General features: G+C 69.1%; 34 protein-coding genes and 1 tRNA gene. 4 read left to right on the top strand and 31 right to left on the bottom strand.

The window, feature by feature from the left end:
• The first annotated feature begins 179 nt into the window (after nt 1-179).
• Nucleotides 180-255 (top strand) — tRNA-Arg (locus ACFVFQ_RS31925).
• 165 nt (nt 256-420) lie between these two features.
• Here ACFVFQ_RS31925 and ACFVFQ_RS31920 read toward each other — a convergent pair.
• The 29 genes from ACFVFQ_RS31920 to ACFVFQ_RS31780 all read right to left on the bottom strand — a co-directional run bounded on the left by ACFVFQ_RS31920 (nt 421) and on the right by ACFVFQ_RS31780 (nt 19,761).
• On the bottom strand, nt 421-1,815 hold the full coding sequence (locus ACFVFQ_RS31920) for a tyrosine-type recombinase/integrase (RefSeq protein WP_383422747.1): 1,395 nt from the start codon (nt 1,813-1,815) through the stop codon (nt 421-423).
• On the bottom strand, nt 1,815-1,985 hold the full coding sequence (locus tag ACFVFQ_RS31915) for a helix-turn-helix transcriptional regulator (RefSeq protein ID WP_383422801.1): 171 nt from the start codon (nt 1,983-1,985) through the stop codon (nt 1,815-1,817). Before ACFVFQ_RS31915 ends, ACFVFQ_RS31920 begins: the two co-directional genes overlap by 1 nt.
• A gap of 351 nt (nt 1,986-2,336) precedes the next feature.
• Nucleotides 2,337-3,893, bottom strand: a complete 1,557-nt coding sequence (locus tag ACFVFQ_RS31910; protein WP_383422745.1) for a YfjI family protein — start codon at nt 3,891-3,893, stop codon at nt 2,337-2,339.
• The gene (locus ACFVFQ_RS31905; RefSeq protein WP_383422743.1) at nt 3,890-4,165 is read right to left on the bottom strand and encodes a hypothetical protein; all 276 of its coding nucleotides are present in this window, start codon (nt 4,163-4,165) and stop codon (nt 3,890-3,892) included. The genes ACFVFQ_RS31910 and ACFVFQ_RS31905 overlap by 4 nt, the downstream gene beginning before the upstream one ends.
• 47 nt (nt 4,166-4,212) lie before the next feature.
• On the bottom strand, nt 4,213-5,103 hold the full coding sequence (locus ACFVFQ_RS31900) for a bifunctional DNA primase/polymerase (protein ID WP_383422741.1): 891 nt from the start codon (nt 5,101-5,103) through the stop codon (nt 4,213-4,215).
• A gap of 87 nt (nt 5,104-5,190) precedes the next feature.
• Nucleotides 5,191-6,291: a hypothetical protein gene (locus ACFVFQ_RS31895; protein WP_383422739.1), complete on the bottom strand. Its 1,101-nt coding sequence runs from the start codon at nt 6,289-6,291 to the stop codon at nt 5,191-5,193.
• A 78-nt stretch (nt 6,292-6,369) separates the two neighbouring features.
• Complete coding sequence (gene ssb, locus ACFVFQ_RS31890) at nt 6,370-6,828, bottom strand: single-stranded DNA-binding protein (RefSeq protein WP_383422737.1); 459 nt, start codon at nt 6,826-6,828, stop codon at nt 6,370-6,372.
• Nucleotides 6,829-6,845: 17 nt separating this feature from the next.
• A complete protein-coding gene (locus ACFVFQ_RS31885) occupies nt 6,846-6,980 on the bottom strand; it encodes a hypothetical protein (protein ID WP_383422735.1) in 135 nt (44 codons plus the stop codon).
• Nucleotides 6,981-7,000: 20 nt separating this feature from the next.
• Nucleotides 7,001-7,429, bottom strand: a complete 429-nt coding sequence (locus ACFVFQ_RS31880) for an NUDIX domain-containing protein (RefSeq protein WP_383422733.1) — start codon at nt 7,427-7,429, stop codon at nt 7,001-7,003.
• Between the two features lie 9 nt (nt 7,430-7,438).
• A complete protein-coding gene (locus ACFVFQ_RS31875) occupies nt 7,439-7,885 on the bottom strand; it encodes a hypothetical protein (RefSeq protein WP_383422731.1) in 447 nt (148 codons plus the stop codon).
• Between the two features lie 29 nt (nt 7,886-7,914).
• The gene (locus ACFVFQ_RS31870) at nt 7,915-8,109 is read right to left on the bottom strand and encodes a hypothetical protein (RefSeq protein WP_383422729.1); all 195 of its coding nucleotides are present in this window, start codon (nt 8,107-8,109) and stop codon (nt 7,915-7,917) included.
• A gap of 204 nt (nt 8,110-8,313) precedes the next feature.
• Complete coding sequence (locus ACFVFQ_RS31865; RefSeq protein WP_383422726.1) at nt 8,314-10,497, bottom strand: hypothetical protein; 2,184 nt, start codon at nt 10,495-10,497, stop codon at nt 8,314-8,316.
• Nucleotides 10,490-11,749, bottom strand: a complete 1,260-nt coding sequence (locus ACFVFQ_RS31860; RefSeq protein WP_383422723.1) for a hypothetical protein — start codon at nt 11,747-11,749, stop codon at nt 10,490-10,492. Before ACFVFQ_RS31860 ends, ACFVFQ_RS31865 begins: the two co-directional genes overlap by 8 nt.
• A gap of 227 nt (nt 11,750-11,976) precedes the next feature.
• Nucleotides 11,977-12,411 (bottom strand): hypothetical protein, encoded by a 435-nt coding sequence (locus tag ACFVFQ_RS31855; protein ID WP_383422721.1) that lies wholly within the window; start codon nt 12,409-12,411, stop codon nt 11,977-11,979.
• 364 nt (nt 12,412-12,775) lie between these two features.
• Complete coding sequence (locus ACFVFQ_RS31850; protein ID WP_383422719.1) at nt 12,776-13,021, bottom strand: hypothetical protein; 246 nt, start codon at nt 13,019-13,021, stop codon at nt 12,776-12,778.
• A gap of 9 nt (nt 13,022-13,030) precedes the next feature.
• A complete protein-coding gene (locus ACFVFQ_RS31845; RefSeq protein ID WP_383422717.1) occupies nt 13,031-13,273 on the bottom strand; it encodes a hypothetical protein in 243 nt (80 codons plus the stop codon).
• 54 nt (nt 13,274-13,327) lie between these two features.
• Nucleotides 13,328-13,456: a hypothetical protein gene (locus ACFVFQ_RS31840; protein ID WP_383422716.1), complete on the bottom strand. Its 129-nt coding sequence runs from the start codon at nt 13,454-13,456 to the stop codon at nt 13,328-13,330.
• A 20-nt stretch (nt 13,457-13,476) separates the two neighbouring features.
• Nucleotides 13,477-13,791 (bottom strand): hypothetical protein, encoded by a 315-nt coding sequence (locus ACFVFQ_RS31835; protein ID WP_383422714.1) that lies wholly within the window; start codon nt 13,789-13,791, stop codon nt 13,477-13,479.
• Between the two features lie 12 nt (nt 13,792-13,803).
• Nucleotides 13,804-14,178: an RRQRL motif-containing zinc-binding protein gene (locus tag ACFVFQ_RS31830; RefSeq protein ID WP_383422713.1), complete on the bottom strand. Its 375-nt coding sequence runs from the start codon at nt 14,176-14,178 to the stop codon at nt 13,804-13,806.
• On the bottom strand, nt 14,178-14,465 hold the full coding sequence (locus ACFVFQ_RS31825) for a hypothetical protein (RefSeq protein WP_383422711.1): 288 nt from the start codon (nt 14,463-14,465) through the stop codon (nt 14,178-14,180). The genes ACFVFQ_RS31830 and ACFVFQ_RS31825 overlap by 1 nt, the downstream gene beginning before the upstream one ends.
• Before the next feature lie 9 nt (nt 14,466-14,474).
• A complete protein-coding gene (locus ACFVFQ_RS31820; RefSeq protein ID WP_383422709.1) occupies nt 14,475-16,199 on the bottom strand; it encodes a hypothetical protein in 1,725 nt (574 codons plus the stop codon).
• Entirely contained in the window at nt 16,196-16,699 is a 504-nt protein-coding gene (locus ACFVFQ_RS31815; RefSeq protein WP_383422707.1) for a hypothetical protein, read from the bottom strand. Before ACFVFQ_RS31815 ends, ACFVFQ_RS31820 begins: the two co-directional genes overlap by 4 nt.
• Complete coding sequence (locus ACFVFQ_RS31810) at nt 16,696-16,974, bottom strand: DUF6303 family protein (RefSeq protein ID WP_383422705.1); 279 nt, start codon at nt 16,972-16,974, stop codon at nt 16,696-16,698. The genes ACFVFQ_RS31815 and ACFVFQ_RS31810 overlap by 4 nt, the downstream gene beginning before the upstream one ends.
• Nucleotides 16,971-17,600 (bottom strand): GGDEF domain-containing protein, encoded by a 630-nt coding sequence (locus tag ACFVFQ_RS31805; protein WP_383422703.1) that lies wholly within the window; start codon nt 17,598-17,600, stop codon nt 16,971-16,973. Before ACFVFQ_RS31805 ends, ACFVFQ_RS31810 begins: the two co-directional genes overlap by 4 nt.
• Complete coding sequence (locus tag ACFVFQ_RS31800) at nt 17,597-17,866, bottom strand: DUF6284 family protein (protein ID WP_383422701.1); 270 nt, start codon at nt 17,864-17,866, stop codon at nt 17,597-17,599. Before ACFVFQ_RS31800 ends, ACFVFQ_RS31805 begins: the two co-directional genes overlap by 4 nt.
• Nucleotides 17,867-17,996: 130 nt before the next feature.
• Complete coding sequence (locus ACFVFQ_RS31795) at nt 17,997-18,773, bottom strand: DUF4097 family beta strand repeat-containing protein (RefSeq protein ID WP_383422699.1); 777 nt, start codon at nt 18,771-18,773, stop codon at nt 17,997-17,999.
• Nucleotides 18,774-18,829: 56 nt separating this feature from the next.
• Complete coding sequence (locus tag ACFVFQ_RS31790; protein WP_383422697.1) at nt 18,830-19,003, bottom strand: hypothetical protein; 174 nt, start codon at nt 19,001-19,003, stop codon at nt 18,830-18,832.
• A 162-nt stretch (nt 19,004-19,165) separates the two neighbouring features.
• Nucleotides 19,166-19,504 carry a hypothetical protein gene (locus ACFVFQ_RS31785; RefSeq protein ID WP_383422695.1) on the bottom strand — a complete coding sequence of 113 codons (339 nt, stop codon included), beginning with the start codon at nt 19,502-19,504 and terminating at the stop codon, nt 19,166-19,168.
• A 116-nt stretch (nt 19,505-19,620) separates the two neighbouring features.
• Nucleotides 19,621-19,761 carry a hypothetical protein gene (locus tag ACFVFQ_RS31780; RefSeq protein ID WP_383422693.1) on the bottom strand — a complete coding sequence of 47 codons (141 nt, stop codon included), beginning with the start codon at nt 19,759-19,761 and terminating at the stop codon, nt 19,621-19,623.
• A gap of 868 nt (nt 19,762-20,629) precedes the next feature.
• Between ACFVFQ_RS31780 and ACFVFQ_RS31775 the strand changes: the two genes are divergently transcribed.
• On the top strand, nt 20,630-21,403 hold the full coding sequence (locus ACFVFQ_RS31775; protein ID WP_383422691.1) for a helix-turn-helix domain-containing protein: 774 nt from the start codon (nt 20,630-20,632) through the stop codon (nt 21,401-21,403).
• Nucleotides 21,400-21,873 carry an NUDIX hydrolase gene (locus tag ACFVFQ_RS31770; RefSeq protein WP_383422689.1) on the top strand — a complete coding sequence of 158 codons (474 nt, stop codon included), beginning with the start codon at nt 21,400-21,402 and terminating at the stop codon, nt 21,871-21,873. Before ACFVFQ_RS31775 ends, ACFVFQ_RS31770 begins: the two co-directional genes overlap by 4 nt.
• Here ACFVFQ_RS31770 and ACFVFQ_RS31765 read toward each other — a convergent pair.
• On the bottom strand, nt 21,861-22,424 hold the full coding sequence (locus ACFVFQ_RS31765) for an HD domain-containing protein (RefSeq protein WP_383422687.1): 564 nt from the start codon (nt 22,422-22,424) through the stop codon (nt 21,861-21,863). The genes ACFVFQ_RS31770 and ACFVFQ_RS31765 overlap by 13 nt on opposite strands.
• Before the next feature lie 7 nt (nt 22,425-22,431).
• Nucleotides 22,432-22,875, bottom strand: coding sequence for a GntR family transcriptional regulator (locus ACFVFQ_RS31760; RefSeq protein WP_383422685.1), 444 nt, complete (start codon nt 22,873-22,875; stop codon nt 22,432-22,434).
• Nucleotides 22,876-25,618: 2,743 nt separating this feature from the next.
• On the opposite strand from ACFVFQ_RS31760, the gene ACFVFQ_RS31755 reads away from it, so the two are divergent.
• The gene (locus tag ACFVFQ_RS31755) at nt 25,619-25,747 is read left to right on the top strand and encodes a hypothetical protein (RefSeq protein ID WP_383422683.1); all 129 of its coding nucleotides are present in this window, start codon (nt 25,619-25,621) and stop codon (nt 25,745-25,747) included.
• The last annotated feature ends 177 nt before the right edge of the window (nt 25,748-25,924 follow it).

The raw sequence follows: 25,924 nt of genomic DNA, 5'->3' as shown, positions 1-25,924 counted from the left end.
TAACGAGTACACAACACCCGCCGCACGAGGCGCCAAAAGCCGTGCAGGATTCGTACCTGCCTGCGATTATCGGGATCGCTTCACTGAACCTCCACAACGTGCCACGGAGGTGAAGCAACCGGGACGAGGCACCCGGACCTCTATCCTGGTCCGCGGTCCGTGATCCACGCCCACCACCGGCCCCCGTAGCTCAGTGGATAGAGCAGGTGCCTTCTAAGCACTTGGCCGCAGGTTCGAGTCCTGCCGGGGGCGCCAGGCGAGGCCCTCTCTGCTGAGAGGGCCTTTTTGCTGGTCAGGAGCTGTTTCTGATGAACGGCGCAGAGGTCAGATGCCCTCCTCGAAAAGGGCGGAGCACGTCCGACCGTGTCCGGCTGAAACCGAGTTTCTGCGGGTGGCGGCGGAGAATACGCGGAGAAGTTTTCACGCCCCCTCCACGGCCGGGTCCGGCAGCTCACCTGCCTGTTCAATCCTGTGCTTCAGGTCGTCGAGCTGCCCATCGATGCAGCGGGCGTACGTGTCCAGCAGCACAGGGACGCTGTTGCCTGCCCACTCGGCCACGGTCGCGGGCGGAACGCCCGCATTGAGCCAGTTGGTCAAGCAGGTGTGCCGAAGGTCGTACACACGGCGGCCGAGAGGCGATCCGAATTCGTAGGAAGTGAGCACTTCCTTCCGCGCGCGCCGCCACGCTCGTCTGATCACGGACCCGGCCAGGTACCCCCCTTTCTCTCCCTGCACCAGCAGATCGCCGGGCTTCAGTCCTTCCTCCTCGATGTGGACACGGAGGATCCGCGTGAGGCCAGGACGGCAGGGCACGGTACGGGTGTCGTCGGCGGCCCGCCCCTTGAGCCCGCGCTCCTCGCGCACTTCCCCTGTGTTCGTCCACTGCTTGCCAACCTCGGGGTGGGCGGTGTGGAGCAGCAACTCGCCCCACTGGTCGTCAGCGTCTGCATCGGGCAGACGTACGTCCCCGACATCGATCGCCACGACCTCCTCGGGCCGGGCACCGGCGTAGTACATCGTGGCGAAGAAGGCGTGCAGCCGCCGACCGCCTCTCGGCCGCGCATAGACCCAGCCGAGCAGCTTGGCGGCCTGCTCTTTGTTAAGCAACGACCGTTTGTCGACGGCGGAGGAGGTCTTGACCGCGGTAGTGCCCTTCCCCTTCGGCAGCGGGTTCTCCTTGAGCACCTTCTTCTTGACGGCGTACTCGAAGAGGACGTTCAAGACCCGCCTAGTCCGTCGGATCGAGCTAGCGGCCACGGGTGTGCCGTCCAGCTTCACCCCGGCCGCGCGAAGCGCCATCTCCACCGTGTCCTCGTCCTCCCACGCGGCCATGGCAAGCGAGTTCCGCTGCACCCAGCGCAGGATCACGGCGACCTCCGACGGGGCCTGGTCCCGCCGGAGGGTGTTGAAGGCGTACTCCCGGAGGGCCCGACGTACATCGACGCCCTTGAATGCCGTCGGCTGAGACCGAAGCAGAGCGATGGTGACGGGCGTGAGCGCCTTCGCCACGTTCTTCCGGTTGTTCCCGGACGTCCGCTCCCAGAGCTGGTCAACGAACTGGATCGCGAAGTCGTACCAGGACACGCCGGCTGCGCGGGACATGTGTGAGACCGGCAGGCCGGTAGAAAGACTGAACGCCTCCCCCTTCTTGGCAGCGGACACCAGCCCCGCCCGAAAGGAGTCCGCAAGAGCGACGGTGCCGAACGGCTTCCGCCACTCCTTGCCCTCCAGCTCCCAGCGGACCGTGTACGTGGTCTTCCTCTTCCCCACGTACACGGAGGTCTTCCAGAACTTCACGTCGTACGTCGTGTCCATCAAGCGGCGTCCTCGCGCTCGTTCAGCCAGATCTCAAGGTCGACTCGGCGCACGCGTATGCCGCCGTTCGGAAGCTTGATGCAGCGGGGGGCTCGCTGCTTCTGGCGCCAGTCGTAGAAGGTGGAGCGGGTGATGCCGAGCTCGTCGCACAGCTCGGGGACGGTGAGCATCTTGGGGCTGGACACAGTGGTGTCTCCTTCAAGGCTGGTATCCCCGCCACAGAAACCACGAAATACACAGAAACCCGAGACCAGCGCGCTGACCTGCCGAAACGTGCGGTTGGACAGCGCTGGAGCGTCTTCCACAGAATTCGCGGAAAGTCCCACAGAAATAGGGCCGGCCCGCTCGCGCCCGCCTACCCCGGTGTCGTACGGCGGGGTGGCGCGGAGGGGCCAGGTATTTCTGTGGGACTTTCGCTGAATTTCTGCGAGAGGTGGCCGGCAACCGTTCCGTTCAGCATTACTGCAGGTCAGGGGCGGCCCGGGCTTATTTCTGTGTTTCTGTGGTTTCTGTGGCGATGGTCAGGGCTGCGGGGTGTGGAGTCGGGGGTGGGCGAGGTAGCGCGGGGAGGGTGGTCGGCCGCGTCCGCCGGTGCGTTGGGCGGGCAGGGCGCGGAGGTAGCCATGGTCTTCTAGGAGGCCGAGGGCGGGGTCGAGGGCGTCGGCGGTGGGGAACTCGGAGCGGGAGACCTTGAGCATCAGTTGTCGTTTGCTGAACTCCGGCCAGCCCTGGGCCCGGAGAGTTTCCAGCAGGCTTGTGGCGCGGTCGGTGGTGGGGTCGCCGCCCATGACGTCGAACGCGGCCAGGCCGTGGCTGGTGAAGTACTCCCCCAGCTCGATGGCGCCGCGCATCGTCTCCTCCGAGATGGAGAGGGTGGGGCCGTTTTCGAGGTGCTCGGCCAGGTGCAGCAGGCCGGCGATGCGGGCGACGGCGCCCACAAGCTTGCCCGCCCAGTCGTCGATGTGCCCCAACACCCCTTCCCGCTTGCGGAGTCTGGGCTCCACGCGGTCCTTGTAGTCGCGGTGGGCTACGTATGCCTCGGGGCTGAGCTGGAGGGGGGCGGGTTCGGTCCGGTCGGCAAGGGCCAGGGTTAGGTCGATGACGTTGCGGTTGTAGGTGACCTTGACGTCATCGGGGATGGGGTCGGGCTCGGACTTGCGGTAGCCGACCAGCGATTCTGGCAGGGAGTACAGGAACCGTCCCAGCAGGCCGCGGCGGCGGGCGGCTTCGTTGCGGCCGATGGCCTCCAGGACCTGAGGCTGGACGCAGATGCCGATAGTCACGGCGGGGTCTTCGATGTATTCCTTGCGGGTCTGCCGGTTGACCTTGTGTCGGTCCCCGGCGTGGCCTTTGAGGAAGACGCCCAGGTTCGGGGTTCCGCTGGAGTAACGGCCGGCCATGATGTCGAAGATCTCGCCTTCCGCCGACATCACCGCGATGCGGTCGCCCTGCTCAGCCAGCGTGGAGGCGACCGTCTCAGCGGTGGCATCGTCGGCGAGCAGTTGCGGCTCGGCCGGAACCTTCAGCGTCTTCGCCTTCTGCGCCAGAGCCTGCGCCGATTCCACCAGGGCGTCCTGTTCGTCGGGGCTGGCTTTGGCGGCCTTGGAGGCTGCGTGCTCGGCTGCCTCCTTGGCCATTTGGGCAGTTACCTGTGCTTCCACGATGGCCGGCGTGGCGGCCTCCACCAGATGCTTCTCCGCGTCGTAGAGCGGATCGGTGAGCAACGAGAACACTGCGGACTTCCGGTTCGCCGGGGGTAGCGCCACCGCCACATACAGGTTCGTCGGCTCTTTCCACGCCCCGCGAACATGGACTTCACTGCGGCCACCGGCCGCGGTCGCCAGGACCGACAGCGCCAGGCTGCCCGCCAGGTCGGCCGGGGTCTGCGTCTCCTCGGCGACGGCCGCGACGAAGTCACGCAGCCATCCGGGCAGAGCATGAACGGGGAAATCCGCCAACGCCCGTTGCCCCTTGAGGGGAATGGGGTCGTCCCACACGGCGGGCATGGGAGCGGCCCGGAGGTCGAGCTGAGACAGTCTGGCCCACATGTCCGTGCCGTCCAAAGGCTGGGTGGTCATGCCGCATTCCTCCTCTCAGTGCGCAGTGGGCAGGTCTTGGCGCGGTGGTGCTCCCAGTCCGCGACGAGCCGTTGGACGGCGGCTCGGCCTCGGACTTCTCGGTCGTAGGTGCCGCAGCGGCAGATGGCGGTGGCGCGGGTAAGGGCGTTCCGCTGCGGTGGGGCGATGATGTGCAGCCCGAACAGGGCCTGCTCCGGGGGACGGTGGGTGGTCGGGTGCGGGTCAGGACTTTTAAGGGACGCCCTTCGGGCGGCGCCCTTCTGGCCGCTCACGCCAGACGGCGGTTGGTCTGTGGCGGCGGGGTTTGGTGCGTTGGTGGTCACGCGGCCCTCCGCATGGTGCTGGCCAGGCCGCGGGTGACGGCGCGTTGGGCGTAGGGCTCGGGGACGCCGACGGAGACGGCCGCGTCTACGACCTTCTTGCTGAGGGCTTCCAGGTCGCAGGGGCCGGGGCAGTCGGTGTGCTGGGCGGCCAGGAACGACGCCACCGCGTACGCCTTTGATCCGGCGCCGGACTCGGTGCAGCTGAGGACCATAGCGAGTCCGCGTTCGAGGCCGGTGAGGACGTAGCGCGCGGTGTGGCGGCAGCCGGTGGCGACGGTGCGGTCCCAGGTGGCGCGCTCAGGGGTGGAAGAGACCACCCCCGCCCCGCGGCGGTCGGGGGTGGGGGTGGTCTCTTCCTTCACGACCAGGGCGCGGACGGCCGGAGGCAGGTCGGTCATGGTTCCGGTGCCGGGGCCGAGCCAACGGGCGTAGACCATGGCGGACTTGATGTCGACGCCGGGCCGCACCTTGTTGGCGGAGGGCATGGTGCCGCGGTAGATCCAGTGCTGGCCGCGCCCGGTGAGCACGGTCCTGGTGGCGGGCAGGTGCTCGTGGGCCCAGATGACGGCGTCGAGGTCGTCGAGGTCGACTACGGTCAAGCCGGCGCCGGCCGGATGGTAGGCAACCGCGGCTGCTTGCTGCCATGCCGGGGCCCACGCTGCGGAGGTGAGGACGGCCGGGTCGGTGGTGGCGGCGGCCCAGGCGTGGCACGGGAGCGGGCAGTGGCAGGGGCCAGCGGCCTTCATGTGGGGCCGGTCCCCGCAGGCGCTCTTCTCGCAGGCCGGGCAGTTGCCGAAGGGGCGTTTGCCTCGGCTCAGGGGGAGAACCGGTACGCCGGCGGCGGCCAGAGCCAAGGCGGTGTGTCGAATGTCGGGGGGTTGGGTCATGCTGGAGGTCTCCAGTTCTGATGAATGGTGCTGGAAGCCAGGGCGGCCCGGTTCTTTGGCGAGATGCGCGGGCCGCCCTGGGCGTAGCTAGGCGGCGGTGTCGACGTCGCCGCGGCGGGTGAAGGTGGAGTGCTGGCCTGGGGTGATGAGCCCTGCGTCGCGCCATGCGTCCAGCAGGTCAGGGCCTTCGTGGGCGGCGCAGGAGGAGCACAGTCGCCCGGCCGGCACCGAGCCCGCGCCCTGGGCTTTGGGGGGTTTGCGTCCCCACTTGCACGCCGGGATCCCTGCCGCCTCAACCTCTCCCTCCAGCGCCCGCAGCCGCTCGGCGACCTCGGGGTAGAAGAAGGCGATCTCGTCGAGTTCACCCGGCTTGGCAAAGCTGCCGCAAAGGCATTCGCCGGACATGTGCAGGTGCTCGGTGACCTCGTTCAACGGCAGCGCGTTCGGGGTGCACAGGCGGTGCTGAGCGTGCTCGTGGTCTTGTTGGCAGCGGTGGCGGGCGCGGTATTCGCGCATGTGCGCATCGGTCCAGTGGACCAGGGGAGAGACCCAGATGATCGCGCCGTCTGCGTCGATGGCCTCAGCGTTGCGGAATCGGCGTTCGGTCTCGGCCCAGCGCATGCCGCCGAGGTAGATGACCTTCTTGGTGCGGCCTTCGGTGCCGACGATGGAGCGGCGAAAGCGCATGAGTGGTTCGTCTTTGAGGTGCCGGTACATCACCTTGTGCCCGGCTGGGCCGGGGAAGCCCTTCCATACGGGGCGGATGCCCTTGTTGGGGCCGACTGTGGCGATGACGCGTCCGCGGACGAGGTCTTCGTAGCGGTTCTTGGGACGGAGTTCGTGGAGAGTGTCGCCCCAGGCGGTGGCGACGTCGCGGACGTACTGCGTGGTGCCGGGGATGCCGGTGCCGGTGTTGACGTGGAGGACGGCGTTGTACCGGCCGCGTAGGAGGTGGCCGACGATGGCGGAGTCGTTGCCGCCGGAGGAGAGCCAGTACGTGCCCACGATCGGATACAAGGCCAGGGCCTGGTTGAGGATTTGATGGCTGCGGACGATGGCCTCGTCCAGCGTCCGCGGAACGTGCTCTTCTTGGCCGGCTTTCGGGGGGCGTTTGGCGAGTTGATCGGGCATACCGGGGAACATGTCCTGCCCGTCTCGGGCCGGGCGTTTGGTGTTGCGTGAGCTCACGAGTCACCTCGCTGAAGGGATGAAAAGAGCCCGGCCAGGGCAGCCGGGCTCGGGTATGGCGTGAGGTGGATGGGCTGATTAGAACGGCGGCTTATCGTCGGGGGCTGGTCCCACGGGGGCCGTGCCGCTCGTGGACCACGGCCCGTTGTCGGCCGGAGTCGGGTTGCTGCGCTGGGCACGCTGGACGGTGGCGGTGGCGAACTGCAGGCTGGGGCCGATGTCGTCGACTTCGACGGCGAGCATCGAGCGGTTCTCGCCCTGGTCGGTCTTCCAGTTGTGCTGGCGGATACGGCCGGAGAGAACGACGCGGGAGCCCTTGGCGAGGCTGTCGGCGACGTGCTCGGCCAGCTGCCGCCAGGCCGCGCAGCGGAAGAACGCGGCGGTGCCGTCCTTCCACTGCGCGGACTCCTTGTCGTAGGTGCGCGGGGTGGAGGCGACGGTGAACTTCACCAGCGCGGCACCGGAGTTGGTGAACTTCAGCTCGGGGTCGGCGGTGAGGTTGCCGATGATGGTGATCGGGGTTTCGCCCATGGCCATGAGAGATCTCCTGGGTGTCAGTCGCAGGTGCAGTCGGGGCGTTGGCTGGAGCCGTCGGCTCCGCAGCCGCAGCAGTGCGCGTAGGGGTAGGGCTCGCTGTCGTCGCTCGGCGCGCACAGCTCGCAGTCGATGAAGTCGTCGTCCTCGTACATGGGTTGCTCCTTAGCGGTGGTCAGTCGTTGAGCAGGCCGCTCTGCGCGGTGACGGCGTGGAGGATGTCGGCGTGGTCGAACGCCAGCGGCGGCAGGGCAGAAAGGGGCCACCAGCGGGCGGATCGGGCGTCGTCGCCGGCGACGATGGGAGTGTCAGCGGGGACGGCGGCGAGGTACGCGACGGTGATGTACCTGCCGCGCGGGTCGCGGTCGGGGCGGTCGAAGACGCCGATCTGGCGAAGGTCGCCGGCGGCCACCTGTACGCCGGTCTCTTCCGCCAGCTCGCGGGCGGCGGCTGCGCGGCTGGTTTCCCCAGCATCGACGTGGCCACCGGGAAGGGCCCATGCGCCCTCGTGCGGCGGCCAGCCTCGCTCGATCAGCAGGACGCGGCCTGTGTTGATGGCCACCACGTCGGCGGTGTACCGGATGGTCTCGAAGGTCTCACTCATGCGGGGTTCCTAGCGGTGGTTGATGGTGCCGTTGGCCCGGCCGAACAGGCCGGTGGCGGTGATGTGTTGGGTGACGTGCGGGCGCTGCATCTCTCGCTGTGCGGCGGTGATGCGGGCCCGGATACGGCCGATGGCAGCCGCGGCGACTGCTCCGCCGGCGGCGATGGCGGCGACGGTGGACCACAGGACGTGGCTGACGGCGAGGAGTCCGGGGGCCGCGGCGGAAAGCCCTACCGCGGTGATGGCGATGCCGCCGCCGACCGTCGGTGCCAGCAGTGCAGTTGCTTTGGCCCAGGCCGGGATCGGCTGAGCGGCCGGGGCCACGAGTGCTGTGGGCGGGGGTGGTGGAGTGGGGCTGGTGCTGTAGGCCAGGGCTCTTTCGCCGGTCGGGAGGATGACCTCCTGGACGCCGGGTGGGATCTCGTGGGGCGGCAGGGTGGGGTGTTGGGGGTGCACGGTGTCTCCTCCAGCCCGGCGGCCGGGTGTTAGGTGGTGAGGTGGGTGAGGGCCTGGACGATGGCGTGGCAGGCGGTGTTGATGGGCTTGCTGGCGCCGGTGCTGGCGATGAAGAAGCCGAAGAGGAACAGCGCGGTCGCGGAGCCGAGTTGGACGTAGCGGACGCGTATGAGGACGAGGCTGATGAGTCCGAAGAGGACTGCGGCGGAGATCGTGACGGCCATGAACGGTGCCTCCGTTTCGTGCAGTGAGCCCCGGACCGTAGGGTGGTCCGGGGCTCACTGGTGGTTACGTTGTGTGCTTGTAGTGCGCTTGTTGTCGCTACAAGCGACAACAAGGAAAAGGGGTGGTTGGGCGGGGGGCGTGGTGGGTTGGAGGGGGGTGTGCTTGTTGTCGCTACAAGCGACAACAAGCAGTTTTGGTGACTCTTAGTTGTCGTGGGCGTTGCTGCGGTGGACGTAGTACGCCTGGGTTCCGGTGCCCATCTGGCGGACCTCGGCGGAGGCGACCCAGCGGCGGAGCCAGCCGGAGATGGTGGTGCGGTGGGTGCCGTAGCCGAGGGCTTTGAGGTCGGCTTCCATGCGGGAGGGGCCGGTGCCCTCGGGCCCTGCGTCCAGCAGTAGGCGCATCGCCGCGTCCTGCGCTGACGGCATCGGCGCCGCGGGCTGTTGGGCGCCGGCAGGTGGTTCCTCGGCACCGCCCGACTGTTCGGCGCTCGCCGGGCCCGGGGGCTCCTTCGGCGGAGTGGTGGGGGTGTCGTCGGTGTTGTCGACGACGAGCCGTAGCTTCTTCCCCGGCTCAGGCTCCGGATCCGGGGGAGAAGTCGGTTCTGGGGGCGTCGGTGTGTCCTCGGGCTTGGGTACGGTGTTGCTGCGGTGGGGGAAGAGGCGGGTCCACTCGGCGCTGCCGGGGGTGATGCCGGTGCCGGGTCCGCCGGGGGTGGCTCCGGTGGTCGGATTCTTCGTCAGGTTCGGGGTGTTGGTGGTGGGGACGGCGATGACGGGGATGTCGGTGTAGGGGCGGGTGACGTCGTGGAGGGTCTCGCCTTCGTAGAGGTGGGGGAGGACGCGGGCCCAGCGGGAGGGGTAGTAGCGGCCGTGGGGGACGCTGCGGGAGATCTCGTCGAGTTCGGGGCGGCGGGCGGAGCAGGCGGCGGCGATCTGGTCGATGCGGTCGGGGGTGAGGTTGAAGGCTTTGAAGGGGCGGGGTTTGGTGGAGTTGTAGGCGTTGAAGCCGCAGCCGGGCCAGGGGGCGTCGGCGGGGTCGACCTGCTGGAATCCGGAGAAGAGGTAGCTCAGTTCCTCGGGGTCGGTGACGTACATGCCCCAGCGCCACTTGGCGCGCTTCTTGACCGGGACGGGGATGGAGTCGCTGGTGGCCCGCAGTGAGGAGACCTTGACGCGGACGCGGACGGCGCGGCCGGTGTTCATGATGGTTTCGATCTGCTGCTTGATGTCGCGCGGCTGGTCGGCGGTCTCGTCGACCACGATGATGATGGCGGGGACGTCGGCGCGGGCGGGGAGCTTGGTGTCGTTGGCCTGGCGCATGAGCTTTTGGTAGCGGCGCTTGCGGACTTCGATGATCTGCAGGGCCATGGTGAGCATGGCCCGGGTTTCGTCCAGGGTGTGGGCGGTCCAGTCGATGACGGGGCGCTTGTGGGTGCCCTCGATGGCCCAGGAGGTCAGCCACGGCAGGGACAGGCCGGCTCCGGTGGTGTCGATGTGCCACACCAGAGCGTCGATGGTGCGGATGAGTTGGGCGTTGATGGTGTTGAGGGTGGTGGTCTTGCCCGAGCCGGTGTCGCCGATGCCCAGCCCGCACTGGAACGCCAAAGAGCCCAGGGCGGGGGTGCCGTCGCGGTGGAGGCCGATGGCGAACTCGTCGTCGATGCTGGTCGGCGACAGATCCAGCGGGAATTCGATCTTCTGCTGCATGACGTTGGTGGTGGACACGCGGATGATGGCGGTGCCCTTGCGTCGTCCGCCGGCGACCTCGACGCCGCAGCCCTCGTTCAGGCGCAGGTCGGAGCCAAGGGCGTCCTCGAACCGCTTGAGTTGGCCCCAGGTGGCGCCGCCGGGCAGGTCGGCCTCGACGGTGTAGCCGGTGTTCATCTGCCAGAGCTGGATTGCGACGATCTTGCAGCCGTCGAGCTTGGCGATGCGGGCCAGCCGGTCCTTCCACTGCGCGCCCCACGCATCGTGCTGTTCCTGCCGCTCAGCTTCTTCGGCTGCGCGGGCGGCGGCGGTGCGGCGGAGCTTCTCCGCGCTCTCGTAGCGGCCGACGGCGCTCCAGGACAGGCGGCCGATCAGGGCGCCGCCGGCGAGGGTGGCCAGGGTGGGAAGGGACCAGGGCGGGCCGCCGGCGGCGGCCCAGGAGGACCAGCCGCCGGCCGCCAGCCACAGCCCGGCTCGATAGGTGAGGGTGCCGCCGAGCCGGCCGCGGCGGGCGCCGTCCAGGGCGGTGCCGAGCGCGCCGCCGGCGGCGATGGCCATGTCCCACATCGGGTGGATCCCCGAGACGTAGGTCAGGGAGGAGGCCGCCAGCGTCGAGGTGACGGCGGTGGCGGTGGCGGTGTTGAGGGTGTGGCGGCCCTGCCAGTCGAGGTCAGGCACGCGCTGCTCCGTTCCTGGGGACGGCCCACATCTGCTCGTTGGGGCGGGGGTTTTCGTTGTGGTCGATGTCTTCGGCGTGCAGGCGGCGGAAGGCCGGTTGCAGCTCCATGGCGGCGGAGACGGCCTTGCGCAGGCCGTGGACGACGTCGGCGACCATCTCGGCGATGCAGGGATCGACCGGGTAGGTGTCCGCCGACCGCGTCGCTAGCGACGTCACCGCCTGGGCCAGGTGCTCCAACCCGATGGGGACGCCCTCGTATTCGGCGCCGATGGCCATGGCGGGGCTGTCGCCGGTGCCCTCGGGGGACCAGATTTGGTAGACGCCGCGGACCTCCTCCGCGGCGGTGGCGAGGACGGAGGCGGTGGCCCACAGGGCGCCGTCGCCGTCGATGCTGCCGACGTTCCACCAGTGCTCGTTGACCCGCGGGTTCTCCAGCCGCATCAGGTCGTGGTCGTGGACGGTGCGGAAGGTCGGTTCGATCTCGTCGGCGTAGGCGGCGGTGGCTTCAAGGACCTGGGAGACCTGGGCGACGCCCTCGGTCATCGCCGGATCCATCGGGTAGATGGTCGCGGAGTTCTCCGCCAGCGCCATCACCGCGTCGTTGACGTGCCGGATGGCATCCGGCAGGCCCTTGTACTCGGCGGCGACCGCGGCCATGGACGGCGCCTCATAGGCCGCGTAGGCGTTGGCAACCTCCTGCGCGGAGGTGGCGAAGACGCTCACGTGTGCTCCCTTCATCGTGGATTCCTCGGTCAGCGGCCCGGCGTCGGTGCCGGGGTCGTCGCAGACGTGGCCGACGTGCTCGCGCGCATCGGCGGTGATCGGCTCTGCCATGTCGGTCAGTTGGGAGTTCAGGCGGCGTCGGGAGGCGTTGGCGACCTTGCCGTAGACCTTGCGCCAGACCCGGCCCGGCCACGACATCCCGGTGTTGGTGAAGCGGAAGCGCTTGCTGAGGGCGGCGGGGACGTTGGCGGCGGCGCCGACGAGCAGCGAGAGGGGCATCACCGCCAGCGCCGCGATGGTCGCGAAGAACACCGCAGCCGCCAGCCGCAACAGGTGCCGCAGGTGCGCGTAGCCGCGGCGCCGCAGTGTCTTGGTCGAGTGCCAGACCCCCGAGAGCTTCGACTTCAACCACCCCGTGGCCTTCGCTCCCCAGCCGCGCAGCCACTCAACCGCCCGGCCCCACCAGCCACGCACCCGGTCACCGACCGCGTGCCGGGCCCGCGCCAGGCGGCCCCGCGCTGCCTCCACCGTCGACCGCCCCGGACCGCGGCCACGCAACGACCCAACGGACGCACCACCGGCTCGACCGACACCGGGCGAACCAGCACCCGAACGCCCACCGCGCCCCAGCCCCAACGGGCCGCCGCCGCGGGGAGCGTGGGTGGAGCGGCGGGGCGCGCCGAGTCCCGTCGACCGGTTGCGTGCCGGCGATGCCGCTGCCAGGGCGGACCTGCTGCCAGGGCCCTTGGTCAGGTTCACCGGCGACCGCCCAGCGGAGCCAAGGCCACCGGACCGCTGCGGGCCCAGCCGGGTCGAGGCAGCACCGGGACGCCCAGCTCCGGCACCCGGGCCGCCGCCCATACCGCGGCGTGCGGCCGGACCGCGACCAAACAGCCCTCCGGAGCGGCCCGCCGGCCCGGCGCCAACACCGTGGCGCCCAGCAGGACTTGTGCCATACCGGCCCCGGCGGAACCCGAACCCTCCTTGGCCCGCGCCGGCCGCCCCGGCGGCAGCCGCGCCGCGGCGAGTAACGGCACGTCCTCGGCCACGGCCAGCGCCCATCGTGGTCGCAGCCGCCGCACGGCGCTGGGCAGTGGTGCGGGACGACCGCGCCGCGGCCAGCCCCAACGCGCCCACACCGGCCGCAGCCACCCCACCAGCCACCACCCCGGCCACGGGGCCCGCGGCACTGAGCGCACCGCACACCCCGACCGTGGAGAGGTTCACGGCATTGGCCAACAACGGCACCGCCGCCAACCCGCCGGACTCCGGCGGGTCTTGCTCCTCCTCGTCTTCGTCGTCCTCGGGCTGCTCCGGCCCGCTCAGGTCGTAGTCCTCCTCCGGCCCCGGAGCCGGCAGGTCCGCAACTCCCCCGGCCGGCTCCTGCTGCGGGAGAACCTGCGGCGGGTTTGTCGCTGGTGGGGGTGTGATCTCGTCGGTTTTCGCTGTGGTCGTGTTGGCGTGCGCCATGCTGGAGGTACTCCTCTCACGGAGTGCGAAGGCGCCCCCGGCCAGGCCCTGAGAAAGCGGGCCGGGGGCGCCATCAGCGAACGGCTAGAGCGCGTTGCGCTCGAAGGAGAAGTGCGAGATCGAAAGCGCCCAGGTGCCCATGTGCTCGGCCAGCAGCCCAAGGACGTACTGGAAGGCGCTCTCCCGCGTGGACCTCGGGTAGTTCAGGTCGAGGTCGACGACGCCGGAGACCAGCCCGAACGCACCGTCACGGGTGGTGCCGGACATGGCGTAGCGGAAGGACACCGGCCTGGTGCCCCGGCCCGTGGCCGGGGTGTCCTCGTGGGTCATGGCGGCTCCTCAGCTCAGGTCGAGGCAGTCGGGGATCTCGCCGGCGCGCAGTTCGCCGGCGATGTGGCGGTACTCGCGGGCGTTGCTGCGGGCGATGGCGGCGGCTCGGGAGGCAACGCCCTGGGTGTAGGCGTCGAGGTTGGGGTCCTTGGCAGCACGTTCACCGTCGAGGGCGGCGGCGTCAGCGCGCTTAGCCTCCCCCTCGAAGCCGTCGGCTTCCTCGTTCAGGCGGGCGCGCGAGAAGAACGACATGCGGAAACTCCTTGTGGAACAGATGAGTTGGACCAGACGAGATCGAGGCGGCTGCTAGGACTTCTTGCCGTGCTTGCCGGTGAGGTTGATACGGACGCGGGACTGCGGCTGGCCCTTGACGGGCTCGGCCTCCGGCTTCGGGGCCTTGCCGGTGAGGTTGATGCGAACGCGGGACGTGCTCATGGCTTTGGCTCCTTCAGCTTTCAGGCGCGGTAGAGGTGGGTGGGGTGCTCGGCGGCGGTCTCCTGCCAGCGACGGCTCTCCGCGGCGTCGCTGTGTCGGACGCGCACGGTGAAGGCGCAGTCCGGCTCCGGGCAGCGGTAGGTGGTCGTGTCGAACGCCTTGATCAGGGCCTCGACGAACCACACGGTCGAAGCGAGCCAGGCCAGCGCACACGAGACGAGCAGCGACAGCGGCACGTGGTAGGCGGCCAGTTGGGAGCCGAGGACGATGGCGTTGATCATCCCCAGCACCACGCTGAGGCTCTGCACAAGGCGTTTGGCGGTCTTGCGATCCATGACAGTCTCCGATCAGGCGGCGAGTACAGGTGACTTGGCGCAGGTCAGGCAGGTGCCCAGAGACGTGGGAACGGTGTATCCGGCATCGCGTCGGCAGCAGGGGCACCGGCGGCGGGCGGCCAACGCCCGCTCCAACGCGGCCCACTTGGCCGGTGTCATCGGCCGGACGGGGAGGGCGAGGGAGATGCAGTAGAGGTAGGCGGCCCGCACACCGCGAGTGCGGCGGGAGCGCCACAGGATTTGAGCGGCGACGGGCTGGCCGCCAGGCCGCAGTCCGCGAGCGCGGAGCTGTCGGCGGGTGGCCAGCCCGTCGGGGGCGAGGTGGTAGGGGTAGGTAGGGATGCCATAGCGGGTCCCGTCCAGGTCCCAGAACCTCGGATGCGACATCAGGGGCGGCCGGGGCGCGCCATGGCGCGGCACCGCTCGGCGTGGGCTTGGGCGGCTCGCTGGAGGATGGGCAGGACTTCGGTGACCTTCCGCTCCACCTCCTCGGGGCTGTCGGTGTAGAACACCTCGGGGCTCATGCGGTCCTGCCACGGGCACCGCTCGCCGCCGCACATGGCCGTGAGGCGGCCGTTGGCGTAGCGGAGATCGATGGTGGCGCCGGCGACGGTGAGGTAGCGGGCGAGAACGCCCTCGAGCCAGACGGTCTGCGTGCTGGCGGTGATGGTCATGTGCGTCTCCTAGACGGTGGCGGGGTGGCCGTTGACGGCGTGGTGCGTGGCGGCGCGCGGTTGGTGCGCGGCGATCTGCGCGGCGCGCGCGGCACGGAAGTCCCGCAGCCAGTTGCGGGCGTTGCCGCCGTCGACGCCGAAGCGGGCGGCCAGTTCCGCGGCGGTCGGCTCGACTTGGCCGTTGCTGGTGGTCAGGGTGTGCAGGTAGTGCTCCCAGCCCTGCTGCTTGGCCTCCGACCGGAACACCGTCCCCTCACCCGTGAGAGCGGCTTCGGGGGCTTGGGCGCCGTAGGCGGCCAGATCGCCGCGCAGCCGGTCGTGGAGGGCGGTGGCCTCCTGGATGTGCCGGTTGACCTCCTCCAACGCCCGCTGGCGCCCCTGGGCGAGGTCTTCGGCTTCACGGCAGTGCGCGGCCAGTTGATCCAAGTGCCGCTGGTGCTCGGCGAGGGCGTCCTGAGCCTGCTTCTGGGCGTTCTCAGCCTCGGACTTCAGGCGGTCGGCCTCGGCAGTGGCGGCGGTGACGATGGCTTCCGCGCGCTGCCGCGCGTCCTGTTCGGCCTGCCGCGCGTCCGCCGCGCGCTGCCGCGCAGCCTCCACCGCTTCGGCCACACCATCTTGATCCTTGAGGATCGCGTCGCGCGCGGCCTCGACCTCCTCCAGCTCCCGCCGCGCGGACTCCAGTTGCTCTGTTGCGTGGTGCCGCGCGTCTTCCGCGCGCTGCCGCGCGTCCTCGGCGTCGCGCCGCGCGCTCTCCGCGCGCCGCCGCGCAGCCTCGGCCTCCTCGGCGAGCGCGGAGGCTTCTATCCGATCCGCGGCAGCCGTGATGGACATGTCCTCGATCTTGGTCAACACCGCTTGCGGGTCGGAGTAGTTGAGGTTCGCCAGATCCTCCGCGCCGGTCAGGGTGGCCATCCGCCGTGCCATCGCCAGCACCTGGGCTCGGTCGGTGGCAACGTCGGCCCGGTCCAGGCACCGTTGTGCCCGGCTGCGCAGTCGCTCCCGCCGGCGCCCGGCCCGCCACCTGGCCCACCGCCCGGCCGGAGCCGGGGCGGCCAAGGCGAGACGGAACCGGTACAGCCGCAGCGCCGCGCGCTGCGCGAGAGCGGCGCGGGCGATGGCCGAGGACGACGAGCGCGCGTCCAGGCCCAGCAGGGCGAAGATCGCCGACCAGGTGTGCTGCCACAGCAGCATCACCAGCCGCGCCGGACCCGGCCGGACGTCGGTGTCGTCCGGGTCGGGAGTGTGCAGCTTGCTTCGTAGCTGGAGTTCGACCAGCCACGCGGCCAGCGCCGGGATGGCAGCCAGGACCGGCCGAACCCACCAGTTCGGGGCGTGGACGGCGTTCATGGCTCCGGAGAAGGCCACCAACGTCCAGGCGGTGCGGTGCATCAAGCGCAGCTCGCGCGTCCAGCCGACCTCGGGGTCGGCAGTGCGGTAGAGCATCACCAGCAGCACCATCTCGGCCGCGTCGAACACCCCGATGAACGCCACCGCCAGCAATTTCGGCAGGTGCGCTGTCTCGGTCGCGAAACCCCACAGGCCGAAGACGGAGACGGCGACACCGCCGAGCGCCACCACGGCCTGGGGGCCGATCCCGGACAGCCACGCCGAGCGCCGCAGCCGCCCAACGCCCCACATCGCCCCCGCCGCCGCGAGCAACGCACCCAGCAGCGGGGCGGCCCAGGACACCCACCCCGGGGCACCCGGGAGCAGGGCTGTCAGTTGGGGAATCATCCGGCACCACCGCCGTCCTCGACAGCGAAGTCGGCCAGCGGGGCTGTGCGCCACTCGACCTCGGACGCCGGCTTGCTGCTCGCGAGCCTCCAACCACTGTCGGGGGCACCGAGGGAATGGGCATGCCGCCGGGCAGCCTCCGGGGTCGGGTGGACGCTCACCAGGCGGCCATAGTGCAGCAGGACGACGGCCCCGCAGATGGTGTCGAGCTCCGCCTCCAGCATCTTCATCTGCTGCGCCTGCTCGGCCGCCATCTCGTGTGCGGCCTTCAGCTCTGCCCGCGCGGACTCCAGCGCCACGTGCAGGTCCACGGCCTCAGTGCGGGCCGCCTCGGCAGCGTCTTCCGCCGACACCGTCCTGGCGGTCAGGGCACACAGCGACCGCACGTAGCAGGCTGCTCCCTGGTCCGCGGCTTCCTCGGCCTGCCGGGCGCGCATGCGGGCAGCCTCGATCGCCTGCTCAAGGCCGGCCAGGTGAGCTTGGGTCACGATGCGAATCACGGTGCCTCCTTCAGGCGGACCGGGATGGTGGCGAGCAGGCACACGGGGCTGGACGGGTCGTCGGCCAGTTCGCTGTACTCGATCCACTCCCACTCGGCGTCGGCCGCCACCTCGTAGCCGAGTTCGGCGAGCGCCTCGGCGCGTTCGACCGGCGTGGGAATCGGCTCGGTGCGGCCCCACTTATGCTCGGGCCAGGTGGCCACGTCGAGCTGCACCACGTACACGTGCCAGCCGTCGTCCGCGGGCGACATCTGGGCGGTGAAAAGGTCCGTCACCGGGCCACCTCCGCGCCCCGTCGGCCTGCGCGACGACCGTTGACGGTGGGCAGAGCCGGTTCGCTACCGGCGATGACGAAGCCGCCTCCGGCCTGCTTGGCCGCGTACATGGCCTCATCAGCCCCACGCATCAGCCGCTCCAGCGGCGGCACGAGCTCGTTCTCGACCAGCGCGGCGCCGATCGACGCACCGACCGACACACGCTGGCCGTTGAAGTCGAACGGCGCGCACAACGCCTCGTGCAGGTTCGCCAGTTCGTAGGGCAGGTCGGTGGGGTGCTGCATCGGCAGAGCCAGAGCGAACTCATCCCCACCGAGCCGGGCCGCGCAGCCGTCCAGGACGGTCGCGGCGGTGCCCAGCGAGCGGGCCACAGCGGTCAGCGCCGCGTCGCCGGCGGCGTGGCCGTGGCGGTCGTTGAGGGCCTTGAAGCCGTCCAGGTCGATGACCAGCACCGCCGTGCCCGGCGCCAGCAGCCGCGGCGCTTGAATCTCGAAGAGGGCGCGGGTCGGCAGGAGAGTCAGCGGGTCTCGGCGGGCCGCCTCGATCCGGCGCCGCCACACGACGTTGTGGACGGCCCAGCCTAAGGCGACGGGGGTGGCGGACAGGGCCGCGATCGTGGCGCTCACGCCGCCACCCCAGGGGCCTCGTTGGCGCCCTTGTTGGCCAGGTCGCGGCGGGCGGCGAGCACCCGGCGCCGCGCACGGCGCAACTGGCGCTCGTCCAGCTCGGACGGGGTGCGGTCCAACAGGGCGATCTGGGCGTCCAGCAACGCGACTTCGGCCTGGATGAGAGGCATCTCGGCCTCGATCGCGGCCAGTTCGGCGGGGGTCGGCTCTCGGTCCTGCTCCGCCTGGGCGATTGCGGCCAGGACGCGTAGCGAGAGAATCTTCATGGGTCGTTTGCTCCTTGGACGGGTGGAACGGCCCTACAGCGGTCCCGGTGTTGGAGCACCGGGGCCGCGCGCCGTTGGAGGAAGGTGGTGGCCGTGGGGCGAGTAGCGCCTCACGGCGGGTTCTGGATGGTCAGCGGGAGACCCGGTGGCCGCCGGTGACGGTGTGGGTGTCCTTGTGGACGTTGGGGCCGCCGGTGATCCCGATCGAGCCGGAGACGCTGCGGGCGGTGAGGGTGCCGGAGGCGTTCTTGGTGGCGTGCAGCGTGATGGCGCCGGAGGTGGTCTCCAGACGGGCGTCGTGGCCGTCGTAGAGGCCAAGGTCGACGTGGCCGGAGACGGAGCGGACGTTGGCCTTCTCGGTGACGCGGCCGGCGGCGATGTAGCCGGAGGTGGTGTCAGCCTTCAGGCGACGAATGCCGTCGGCGTCCAGGACCCCGGAGACGGACCGGAACTCCACCTCCTCGACGTAGCCGCAGATGAGGGCGTCGGTGGAGGTGGAGACGATCGCGAGGGACGAGCCGGGCGGCAGCGTCACCTCGGCGCGGATCGAGCTGACCTTCTCCATCGTGGTCGTACCGCCGGTGATGACCTGGCCGTTGACGATGGTCACGCCCGTGACGTTGCCGTAGACGGTGCCCACACTCTGGAAGACCTGGCCATCGCGGACGGTATGGGTCATCGCGTTGCCGGGCAGCTCCGGGACCTGCACGGTCAGGGCCTGGCCGACCTGCCCGAAGTGGGCCCCCTTGATGGCGTCGACGGCCTTACCGGAGGAATCGTCGGTCCGCAGAGCCACGGTGGCGTACTTGGCGGCGTTATCGACCTGGACGTAGATGCTGCCCATCGGCACGTCCACACCGAGGACGACGGGGCCGGCGGTCTGCGAGGTGAAGGTGCGCTCAGTCATGTTCGGGTCTCTCCTGGTGAGTTGAGAGGTCAGACGGTGGCGATCAGGTCGGTTGGTCAGTGGGGGAGGCCGTGCTGGCACGACGAGCACGGCCAGCGGCCGGTCCCGTAGATGCGGATCGGCTGCACGGTCAGCCCGGCGGCGCGGGCTTCGGCCAGGCCCCGGGCGCAGTCGCCCAGCCAGCCGAACCCGTCGGCGTCGGTGATCTTGTAGCCCTTGCGCGACTTCATGAGCGGCGTTCCCTTCAGCAGATGTGAGTGGAGGTCGCGGACCCAGTGGTCCGCCGTGTCGCGCCGGCGGCAGTGATGAGCGCCGCGGTGTGGAGGGAAGGTGGCTGGGTGCCCCGGCTGGGAGTCGAACCCGGCCTGCGACCATCGGGGCTGTTGGACTGGTCAGATGTCAGCCGCGGCGAGCGCGAGTCCGATACGCAGGTGCTGCTCGGCTCGCCGTAGCAGGACCTGCTCGTCCTGGCGGTCGTCGGGGTAGAGGGCGTCGTCCAGGTCGCGGTGAGCGGCGGCGAAGGCGTTGTCGGCGGCCGTCCACCGCGCCTGATCGCAGGACTCCAGCGCCGAGCACAGGAGGACGTAGTCGCGGGCGGCGAGCACGGCCGTGGTCAACTCCCAAGCGGTGACCGGGGAGTGCTCCTCGCTCTCCCAAAGCCCCGCGAGAGCGGGGCCGTAGGCGTCGATAAGAGCCGCGAAGGTCGGCTCCTTGGCCGGCATCAAGTGCACGAGCGGGGTCCCTTCCAGTGGGCGCAGTCAGAGGGAGCCGCCGGGCTCCCTCTGCGGCAGCGGCGGCAGTTGATCGGTGGACTCGGGCGCACGGTCGTGCTGCGGCTCGGGCTCACTCACCGGCCCGCACCCCGCAGCGCCGCCGCCTGCCGCTCGGCCTCCTCGGCCGCCGCAGCGGCCTGCCGGGCCTCCTCCATGTGCTGCTCGCTCAGCGCATCGAGAGCAGCAGCAGCCTCCTTCTCGAAGGTCTCATTCACCGCGAACCACCCCCGGACCGTGTCGCGTTGTCCTGCCGGGCGCGGCGCAGGGCCTCGTCCGGCTGGCTCGGGTATTCGCGATCGTTCTGCGAAGTGCCGGGCGGGGGTGCGAAGATGAGCCTCAACACAGGGGTACCTCCAGCTAGGTGTGCCTGTGGCGGGTCTCGGGGATTGCGCCCCCGGGGCCCGCACCTGTTTGTGGTCTCTCGTCACGAGCGACCACAGCCCCCGGCACCATCCACCCCTGGGCGGAGGTGCCGAGGACTGTGAGCACTGGTGCTCAGGAGATGTTGGGCGCGGCTGGGCCGCGCGGTGGCCTGGTGAAGGGCCGTGGGCCTCATATGGACGCGGGCCGAGCTCGGTCCGGGGAGTCCCCTCCCGGACGTCATCGCACGCAATGTGGTGCCGCGTCGTTCTTTTACGTCGTGGGGTTGTCGGCCCTCCGTGCTTGCCATCAGCAATGAGCGCCTGGTTGGTACTGCACCAGGCCGCCCCTAACTGCTGGGCGTCTGACGGGTCATGGCACGTGCCGACTGCCACCACCAGGGGTGATGGCGCCGCACGACGGGTCTCCACTCACCTCCGGCCGGTGTCGTCACGGCCGGTGTCGCTGTGGTGGATCACGCTGTGGAGTTCTCAAACAACGACCGCTTCCTTCGATGCCGCTTTCGCAGCACCTCCGGGCGGCTTCGATACATGTAATACCTGTATCGCTCGGGGTGTCAAGCGTTCCTGGTCGGTCCCGCTTTCCCCTTGGTGTGCCTACAGATTGGCGCCAGAACGGCAGACGCCCCACCGCTCCCATGGACGGCTCAGGGCCGTCTCGCTAGGGTCGAAGACGTCCCAAGACGTCCCTGGGGGTGGGCGCATGGCAAACGAACGTCTCCGCGCGGCTCTTGCCGAGCGGGGGTTCACAGTGGAAGAGGTCGCAGAGCGACTGGGGGTGGCGCCCAAAACGGTGGAGCGCTGGATCACTCCAGGCCGGAAGCCCTACCGCAGGTTTCAGTACGCGCTCGCCTCACTGCTCAGGTGCGAGGTCTCGTTCTTGTGGGCCGACGAGCGCACGACCTCGGAGGTCGCTGCCGCAGGCGGCGCCGAGTTGGTGAGGCTCTACCCGCACCGGAACGTGGTGCCGAACGACCTTTGGCCTGCCCTCTACTCGAAGGCCAGCCAGCACTTCGACGTCCTGGTCTACTCGGGGTTCTGGCTCTCCGAAGACCCAGCGTTCCTACGTGTCGTCAAGGAGAAGGCGCGTAACGGCGTCCCCGTGCGGTTCATGCTCGGTTCTCCGGACAGTCCTGCCGTAGCTGTCCGGGGCGAAGACGAAGGCATCGGTTCGGCGATGGCCGCGAAGATTCGCAATGCGCTGTCCAACTACGACCGGGCTGGCTTCTTCGCCTTACCCAACGTCGAGTTCCGTCTTCACGACACCACCCTCTACAACTCGCTCTACCGAGCGGACAACGACCTTCTCGTCAACGGGCATGTCTACGGTGTCGGCGCCTACTTGGCACCCGTCATGCAGCTTCAGCGCGTACCTGGCGGCGAGTTGGTCGAGACATACATCGAGAGCATCGAGCGCGTGTGGCAGAGCGCCCGCCCGATCTCATCACCAACCGATTGCGCAGGTACCAACGCATGAGCCGCACCGACTACTACCGCGACCCCCACGCCCCTCGTGCCAACTCAGTCGTGCCTTCTGTCACCGCAGTGGTCCTGAACGAGGACGGCCACCTGCTGCTCATCCACAAGACCGACAACGACCTGTGGGCTCTCCCGGGGGGCGGCCACGACATCGGAGAGGCCATCAGAGACACGGTGGTGCGCGAAGTGAAGGAGGAGACGGGTATCGCCGTCGACGTGGAGGAGGTCGTCGGCCTCTACACGGACCCGCAGCACGTCATGGCGTACGACGACGGAGAGGTCCGGCAACAGTTCTCGATCTGCTTCCGCGCCCGGCTCATCGGAGGCTCCTTGCGCACCAGCAGCGAGTCAAAAGAGGTCCGCTGGGTTTCCCCAACGGACCTCGTTGACCTCGATATTCATCCGTCGATGCGCCTGCGCATCACGCATGGTCTGGACGAGACGCGGACCGCGCCTTACATCGGCTGACGAGCGCTGGCCTCCATCCGGGCCTCCACTCGGGCCGCGGCGGCGTAGATTTCCGGCGCAGCCCGCTGGATGAAGCGGCCGACGATTGTGTCGGGCCCATACCGGCGCACGATCTCGTCAAGCCGTTCGGGGGGCGTGGTCGGGTGCCCATCCGGTGTGGTCGTCATGTCGCAGAAGATCAGCGCGTCCACCAGCTCCGGACGCTCCAGTTCGAACTCTGCTTCCAGCTCAGCGCGAAGTCCCCTCTCTTCCGCCTCCAGCAAGGCGCAGGAGTGGTGAGCGACTAGCCGGACGACGCGGTCGTCCATCCCCTCCTGGTCCCGAAGGAACCGCGCTCCATCCAGTGGATGAAAGCCTGTGGAGGCGATCGTCGGCGAGTAGCCGATGTCATGCAGAATCGCCGCTGCCTCCATGAGCTTCACGTCCGGACCGAGGATGGAGTGGAGCGTCGCAGCGCACTGGGCAACTCCTTGAGAGTGGGCCCACCTGCGCGGGAGCGGTTCGGCGAGAAGCGTTTCGGAGAGCGCGTAGGCACGCTCGGTCAATCCCATAGCCAACCTAAGTCGTCGTGGATGTCGGGGCAGCGCGGACGGTGCGTCCCTTCCCGTGCGCAGTCTCCAGCAGTCCTTGCCCTTCCAACTGCGCAAGCGCCGACCGGAGTGCGGTCCTGGACACCCCGAACTGCTCGCAGAGCTTCGCCTCGGAGGGAAAGGGGTCCCCCGCGGCCAAGGGGGTTTCCGTGATGATCCCGATCAGCCGGTCTGCGAGCGGTCGCCGGTCACCGGTGCCGGCGACACCCCAGCCCGCGCCCGGTTCGGAGTAGATCAGGCCCTCTCCCTGGAGAGCTGTGAGAGCGCGCCGGATCGTCGTCCGAGAGACCCCGTGATCACGCATGAGTTGGGCCTCGGACGGCAGCCTTTCGGTGATACGCCGTTCTTTGATCATTCGGCGCAACTTGTCCGCGATCGCCAGGTAGGTGCCTCTCGGGCTAGCTCCGGGCATCCGACCTCCTCTTGGCCCACTACTTGTGCCGTACCGGACAAGGGTCGCACGGCTCAGCATTGCCATTGGAGTCGTGGCCTCCTGTGCAGGTTGAGTACGTCGGCGCGCGCGTCCAGGTGCGGCAAGCACGGCTGCTTCCGAGCGCAAGAGATCGCTCGCCACGCATGCTCGGAATCCTGTGTTCCGGTGAATGCGCGGTGACGCTGCTGCCGCAGTGCTCTCCCTGGTCAGAAACGCCCAGGTCAGGTACGGCAGCGCGTCGAACCGTTCGCGTCCCTTCTAAGCACTTGGCCGCAGGTTCGAGTCCTGCCGGGGGCGCCAGGCAAGGCCCTCCCATTGGGAGGGCCTTTTTCCTGGTCAGCAGGCATGTGACCACCAAGAAGGAAAGGCGCCGGACGCTCCCCTGACACTCCGGGCAACCACCGACGCTGCCCGGCCGCCTCCGGCCTTCGACGGGTGACTGTGTCGAATACGCGTCGAGGCGCCCAACACCCTCAGCCAATCGCACACCTCGGGGAGGGCCCCTTGACCTCCGCCCGACGTTTGAGATCTGGCAACTGCCCTTCAAGGCAGCCGGCTTAGACCGAGGACTACGACCTGGCTGCCCCGCTCCGGCAGCCGCCTCGGTGTCCTCACCGACTCCCCCTACGCTCGCGATATCGAGCTACGCGCCAGCAACTCTGCCGGCAGCGCCCCGTGCCGAGTTCGATCCCCTACGAACGGCTACCGGCAGCCTCTTGATAAAGAACACCTCTCCAAGCAGAGCTGTTCATGAGGTTGCATTTACCAGCCCAAATAAACGGGAGCTGGCGCCGAGCCACCAACAAACCACTGCCGAGTCACCACTCCACTCGACCAAATTGAGGAAGCCCAGAATCCTCTTTGCTCGATCCCAAGTGGCATAGCCGCAGTTGCCTTCCTGATGTCGGGAACCCACCTGCCGCTCGGCCGGCCGATCCCCCTTTCCGCTCCATCCCGCCACCCCTCCCCGGCACATCCGGCCCGACCCCACCACCACCGCACGCAGCCAGCGCTACGCCCCTCAGCGCACGCCCCAGCCCGGAAACCGCACCCCCCTGGGGCCCGGGCGGCAGATGCCGGCCTACGACCCCACGGCGCCACCTGAGCAGGCCGTCCAGGCCGTCACCACCGGCCCAAAGCTCCGGACCGACCACCACCACCGCTCAAACGAACCCGACGCCCCTGCCGACCTGCCGCACAGAATCGAAACCGATTAGCCAATCCACCGCCCCCAGATCCGCCACTCCCGCGCCGCCGCATGAAACGGCTCGCGGTGCCGCTCCCTCTGCCTCCAGCAGCCAGATACATCGATCTGCCCCATCTGGCCGAACTCATCAGAACGCCTGAACTCGCCGCCTGTGGAAACACCCCCGGCAACGGCGAGGAAACGCCGAATCCCCCCTCAAATCCCTTCCAACACAACCTCATTGCGCCGGACCTGATTCCCTTCCCCACAGGGTCGAGGAAAGCAAGGAGGCGTCGAGGCGCCCACAACTCACCCTACAGAGAAGGAAATTCAACCTCCGCCACACGTCACACCACACAAACGGGCCGAACCACCACAGCAGAGCGCCAACCAGCAACAATGGCTTGAGCCTTGCCCGCCGCCAACTCCCGTTGTGCAGCGACTGCTACCTCACCATCTTTGGGCACGACCGATCGCGCCCCGCGGCTGTCTCGGGGAGCCGACCGACGTCATCGACCGCCTCGTTGGTGAACAGTGCCGCCCTGTGGGGCCGGGCAGTTGGCCGTCGTCAGTACAGCCGCCCTTATCGCCCACAACGAAGCAACCTTCGGCAGACGCCTAGGGAGAGGTCCCCGTCTCACGAACCGTGAGGTCTCCGGGCCAGGCCCGCCGCAGGCCCCCCTTCGCCTCACAGGCAGGGAGTGACTTGCTGCAGGCTCAGGCGTCGGCACGTGGGTCACCGTCCCGCCCAAGGCGGCCTGGCAACCCCACTTGGCAGCCGCCGTCTTCGCCGCCCCATGGTGATACGGGTGTAGCGGACCAGCTGCTCGGGAACCCCCAGGCCGACCCCGTCTCCGAGGCGGTGTTGCCTGGATGACGAGGCTCTCCTCGCCCCCATCGAGTGACTCCTGCGCCTTGCCGTCGAAGCCCTGGCACACTTTGCCGAGGTCGCGTCCCAGATCACCAGCAGACAACTAGCCGGGGTCAAGGGCGCCTTGAGCATCTGCCCTATACGGCCGACCAGTACCCCGTTCTTTCAGTCGCCCAGCCCGCCCCGCCCTGCTCTGCCAAACTCGTGAACATCCCGAAGGATCGTGGCTTCCGCACTTGAACGCCAGCAACTAGCCACCACGCTGCTCACCACGTTCGGCACGACTGTCCAACTCGCCCTCGCCCGCAACCGCGCCTCCGACGGCCGGATTGGGCAAGACGCACAGAGCTGCGGCCCCGATGGCAGCAGGAGAGGCAAGAGGACGGGGTACACAGGGCGAAAAGTGGAACTCGGCAGCTCCCAGATGACGGCACGCCAGGTCGAGACGCTGGTGAAGCACAGTGCTGAACTCAGAAGCGAGCTGGCGACGTTCGCCCCGAGTTCCCGGTTCACCCGACGGTTGGATGCCCTGCTCGACGGCCTCATCTACCAGGTCACTCCGACATCGGGCGAAGCGCCCTCGGGAAACTCCGCAAGGGACTCCTCGTCGCCGCCCAGGCCCTAGCTGGCCAACCGCAATTACTGCGCCGCGACCCCGAAATGCTGTGCAGGGCCTGGGAGATGCAAGCCGAAGCCCGCGGCGCGACTTCGTCGAGCTGCTCAGCACCGATCTGCTCATCGTCGACCCCGAAAAGGCACAGGACCGGCTGCGCGACCACCACCGCCAGGGGTAAGCCCTCACCGAACCAACAGTCGGCCCCGGTGGCCACAACTGCTGGGACACATCTCGGACTCCATGTCGCTGCCTAAAACTACCAACGCAAAGAAGCCCCGCTCCCCGAGTAAAACTCGGAGAACGAGGCTCCCCTCAAAAAAAGTTCGGCGGCGTCCTACTCTCCCACAGGGTCCCC

Origin of the sequence: Streptomyces sp. NPDC057743, assembly GCF_042798755.1 — a bacterium.
Taxonomy (GTDB): Bacteria; Actinomycetota; Actinomycetes; order Streptomycetales; family Streptomycetaceae; genus Streptomyces.
Note: the sequence above shows the minus strand (reverse complement) of the source record. Positions and strands in the feature narration are given on the sequence as shown.

What these genes read in the sequence shown, in the direction of transcription:
- ACFVFQ_RS31920 (WP_383422747.1), bottom strand. Translation starts at nt 1,815, where the DNA reads ATGGACACGACGTACGACGTGAAGTTCTGGAAGACCTCCGTGTACGTG.
- ACFVFQ_RS31915 (WP_383422801.1), bottom strand. Translation starts at nt 1,985, where the DNA reads ATGCTCACCGTCCCCGAGCTGTGCGACGAGCTCGGCATCACCCGCTCC.
- ACFVFQ_RS31910 (WP_383422745.1), bottom strand. Translation starts at nt 3,893, where the DNA reads ATGACCACCCAGCCTTTGGACGGCACGGACATGTGGGCCAGACTGTCT.
- ACFVFQ_RS31900 (WP_383422741.1), bottom strand. Translation starts at nt 5,103, where the DNA reads ATGACCCAACCCCCCGACATTCGACACACCGCCTTGGCTCTGGCCGCC.
- ssb (WP_383422737.1), bottom strand. Translation starts at nt 6,828, where the DNA reads ATGGCCATGGGCGAAACCCCGATCACCATCATCGGCAACCTCACCGCC.
- ACFVFQ_RS31885 (WP_383422735.1), bottom strand. Translation starts at nt 6,980, where the DNA reads ATGTACGAGGACGACGACTTCATCGACTGCGAGCTGTGCGCGCCGAGC.
- ACFVFQ_RS31880 (WP_383422733.1), bottom strand. Translation starts at nt 7,429, where the DNA reads ATGAGTGAGACCTTCGAGACCATCCGGTACACCGCCGACGTGGTGGCC.
- ACFVFQ_RS31870 (WP_383422729.1), bottom strand. Translation starts at nt 8,109, where the DNA reads ATGGCCGTCACGATCTCCGCCGCAGTCCTCTTCGGACTCATCAGCCTC.
- ACFVFQ_RS31850 (WP_383422719.1), bottom strand. Translation starts at nt 13,021, where the DNA reads ATGACCCACGAGGACACCCCGGCCACGGGCCGGGGCACCAGGCCGGTG.
- ACFVFQ_RS31845 (WP_383422717.1), bottom strand. Translation starts at nt 13,273, where the DNA reads ATGTCGTTCTTCTCGCGCGCCCGCCTGAACGAGGAAGCCGACGGCTTC.
- ACFVFQ_RS31840 (WP_383422716.1), bottom strand. Translation starts at nt 13,456, where the DNA reads ATGAGCACGTCCCGCGTTCGCATCAACCTCACCGGCAAGGCCCCGAAG.
- ACFVFQ_RS31835 (WP_383422714.1), bottom strand. Translation starts at nt 13,791, where the DNA reads ATGGATCGCAAGACCGCCAAACGCCTTGTGCAGAGCCTCAGCGTGGTG.
- ACFVFQ_RS31830 (WP_383422713.1), bottom strand. Translation starts at nt 14,178, where the DNA reads ATGTCGCATCCGAGGTTCTGGGACCTGGACGGGACCCGCTATGGCATC.
- ACFVFQ_RS31825 (WP_383422711.1), bottom strand. Translation starts at nt 14,465, where the DNA reads ATGACCATCACCGCCAGCACGCAGACCGTCTGGCTCGAGGGCGTTCTC.
- ACFVFQ_RS31820 (WP_383422709.1), bottom strand. Translation starts at nt 16,199, where the DNA reads ATGATTCCCCAACTGACAGCCCTGCTCCCGGGTGCCCCGGGGTGGGTG.
- ACFVFQ_RS31800 (WP_383422701.1), bottom strand. Translation starts at nt 17,866, where the DNA reads ATGAAGATTCTCTCGCTACGCGTCCTGGCCGCAATCGCCCAGGCGGAG.
- ACFVFQ_RS31795 (WP_383422699.1), bottom strand. Translation starts at nt 18,773, where the DNA reads ATGACTGAGCGCACCTTCACCTCGCAGACCGCCGGCCCCGTCGTCCTC.
- ACFVFQ_RS31790 (WP_383422697.1), bottom strand. Translation starts at nt 19,003, where the DNA reads ATGAAGTCGCGCAAGGGCTACAAGATCACCGACGCCGACGGGTTCGGC.
- ACFVFQ_RS31775 (WP_383422691.1), top strand. Translation starts at nt 20,630, where the DNA reads ATGGCAAACGAACGTCTCCGCGCGGCTCTTGCCGAGCGGGGGTTCACA.
- ACFVFQ_RS31770 (WP_383422689.1), top strand. Translation starts at nt 21,400, where the DNA reads ATGAGCCGCACCGACTACTACCGCGACCCCCACGCCCCTCGTGCCAAC.
- ACFVFQ_RS31765 (WP_383422687.1), bottom strand. Translation starts at nt 22,424, where the DNA reads ATGGGATTGACCGAGCGTGCCTACGCGCTCTCCGAAACGCTTCTCGCC.
- ACFVFQ_RS31760 (WP_383422685.1), bottom strand. Translation starts at nt 22,875, where the DNA reads ATGCCCGGAGCTAGCCCGAGAGGCACCTACCTGGCGATCGCGGACAAG.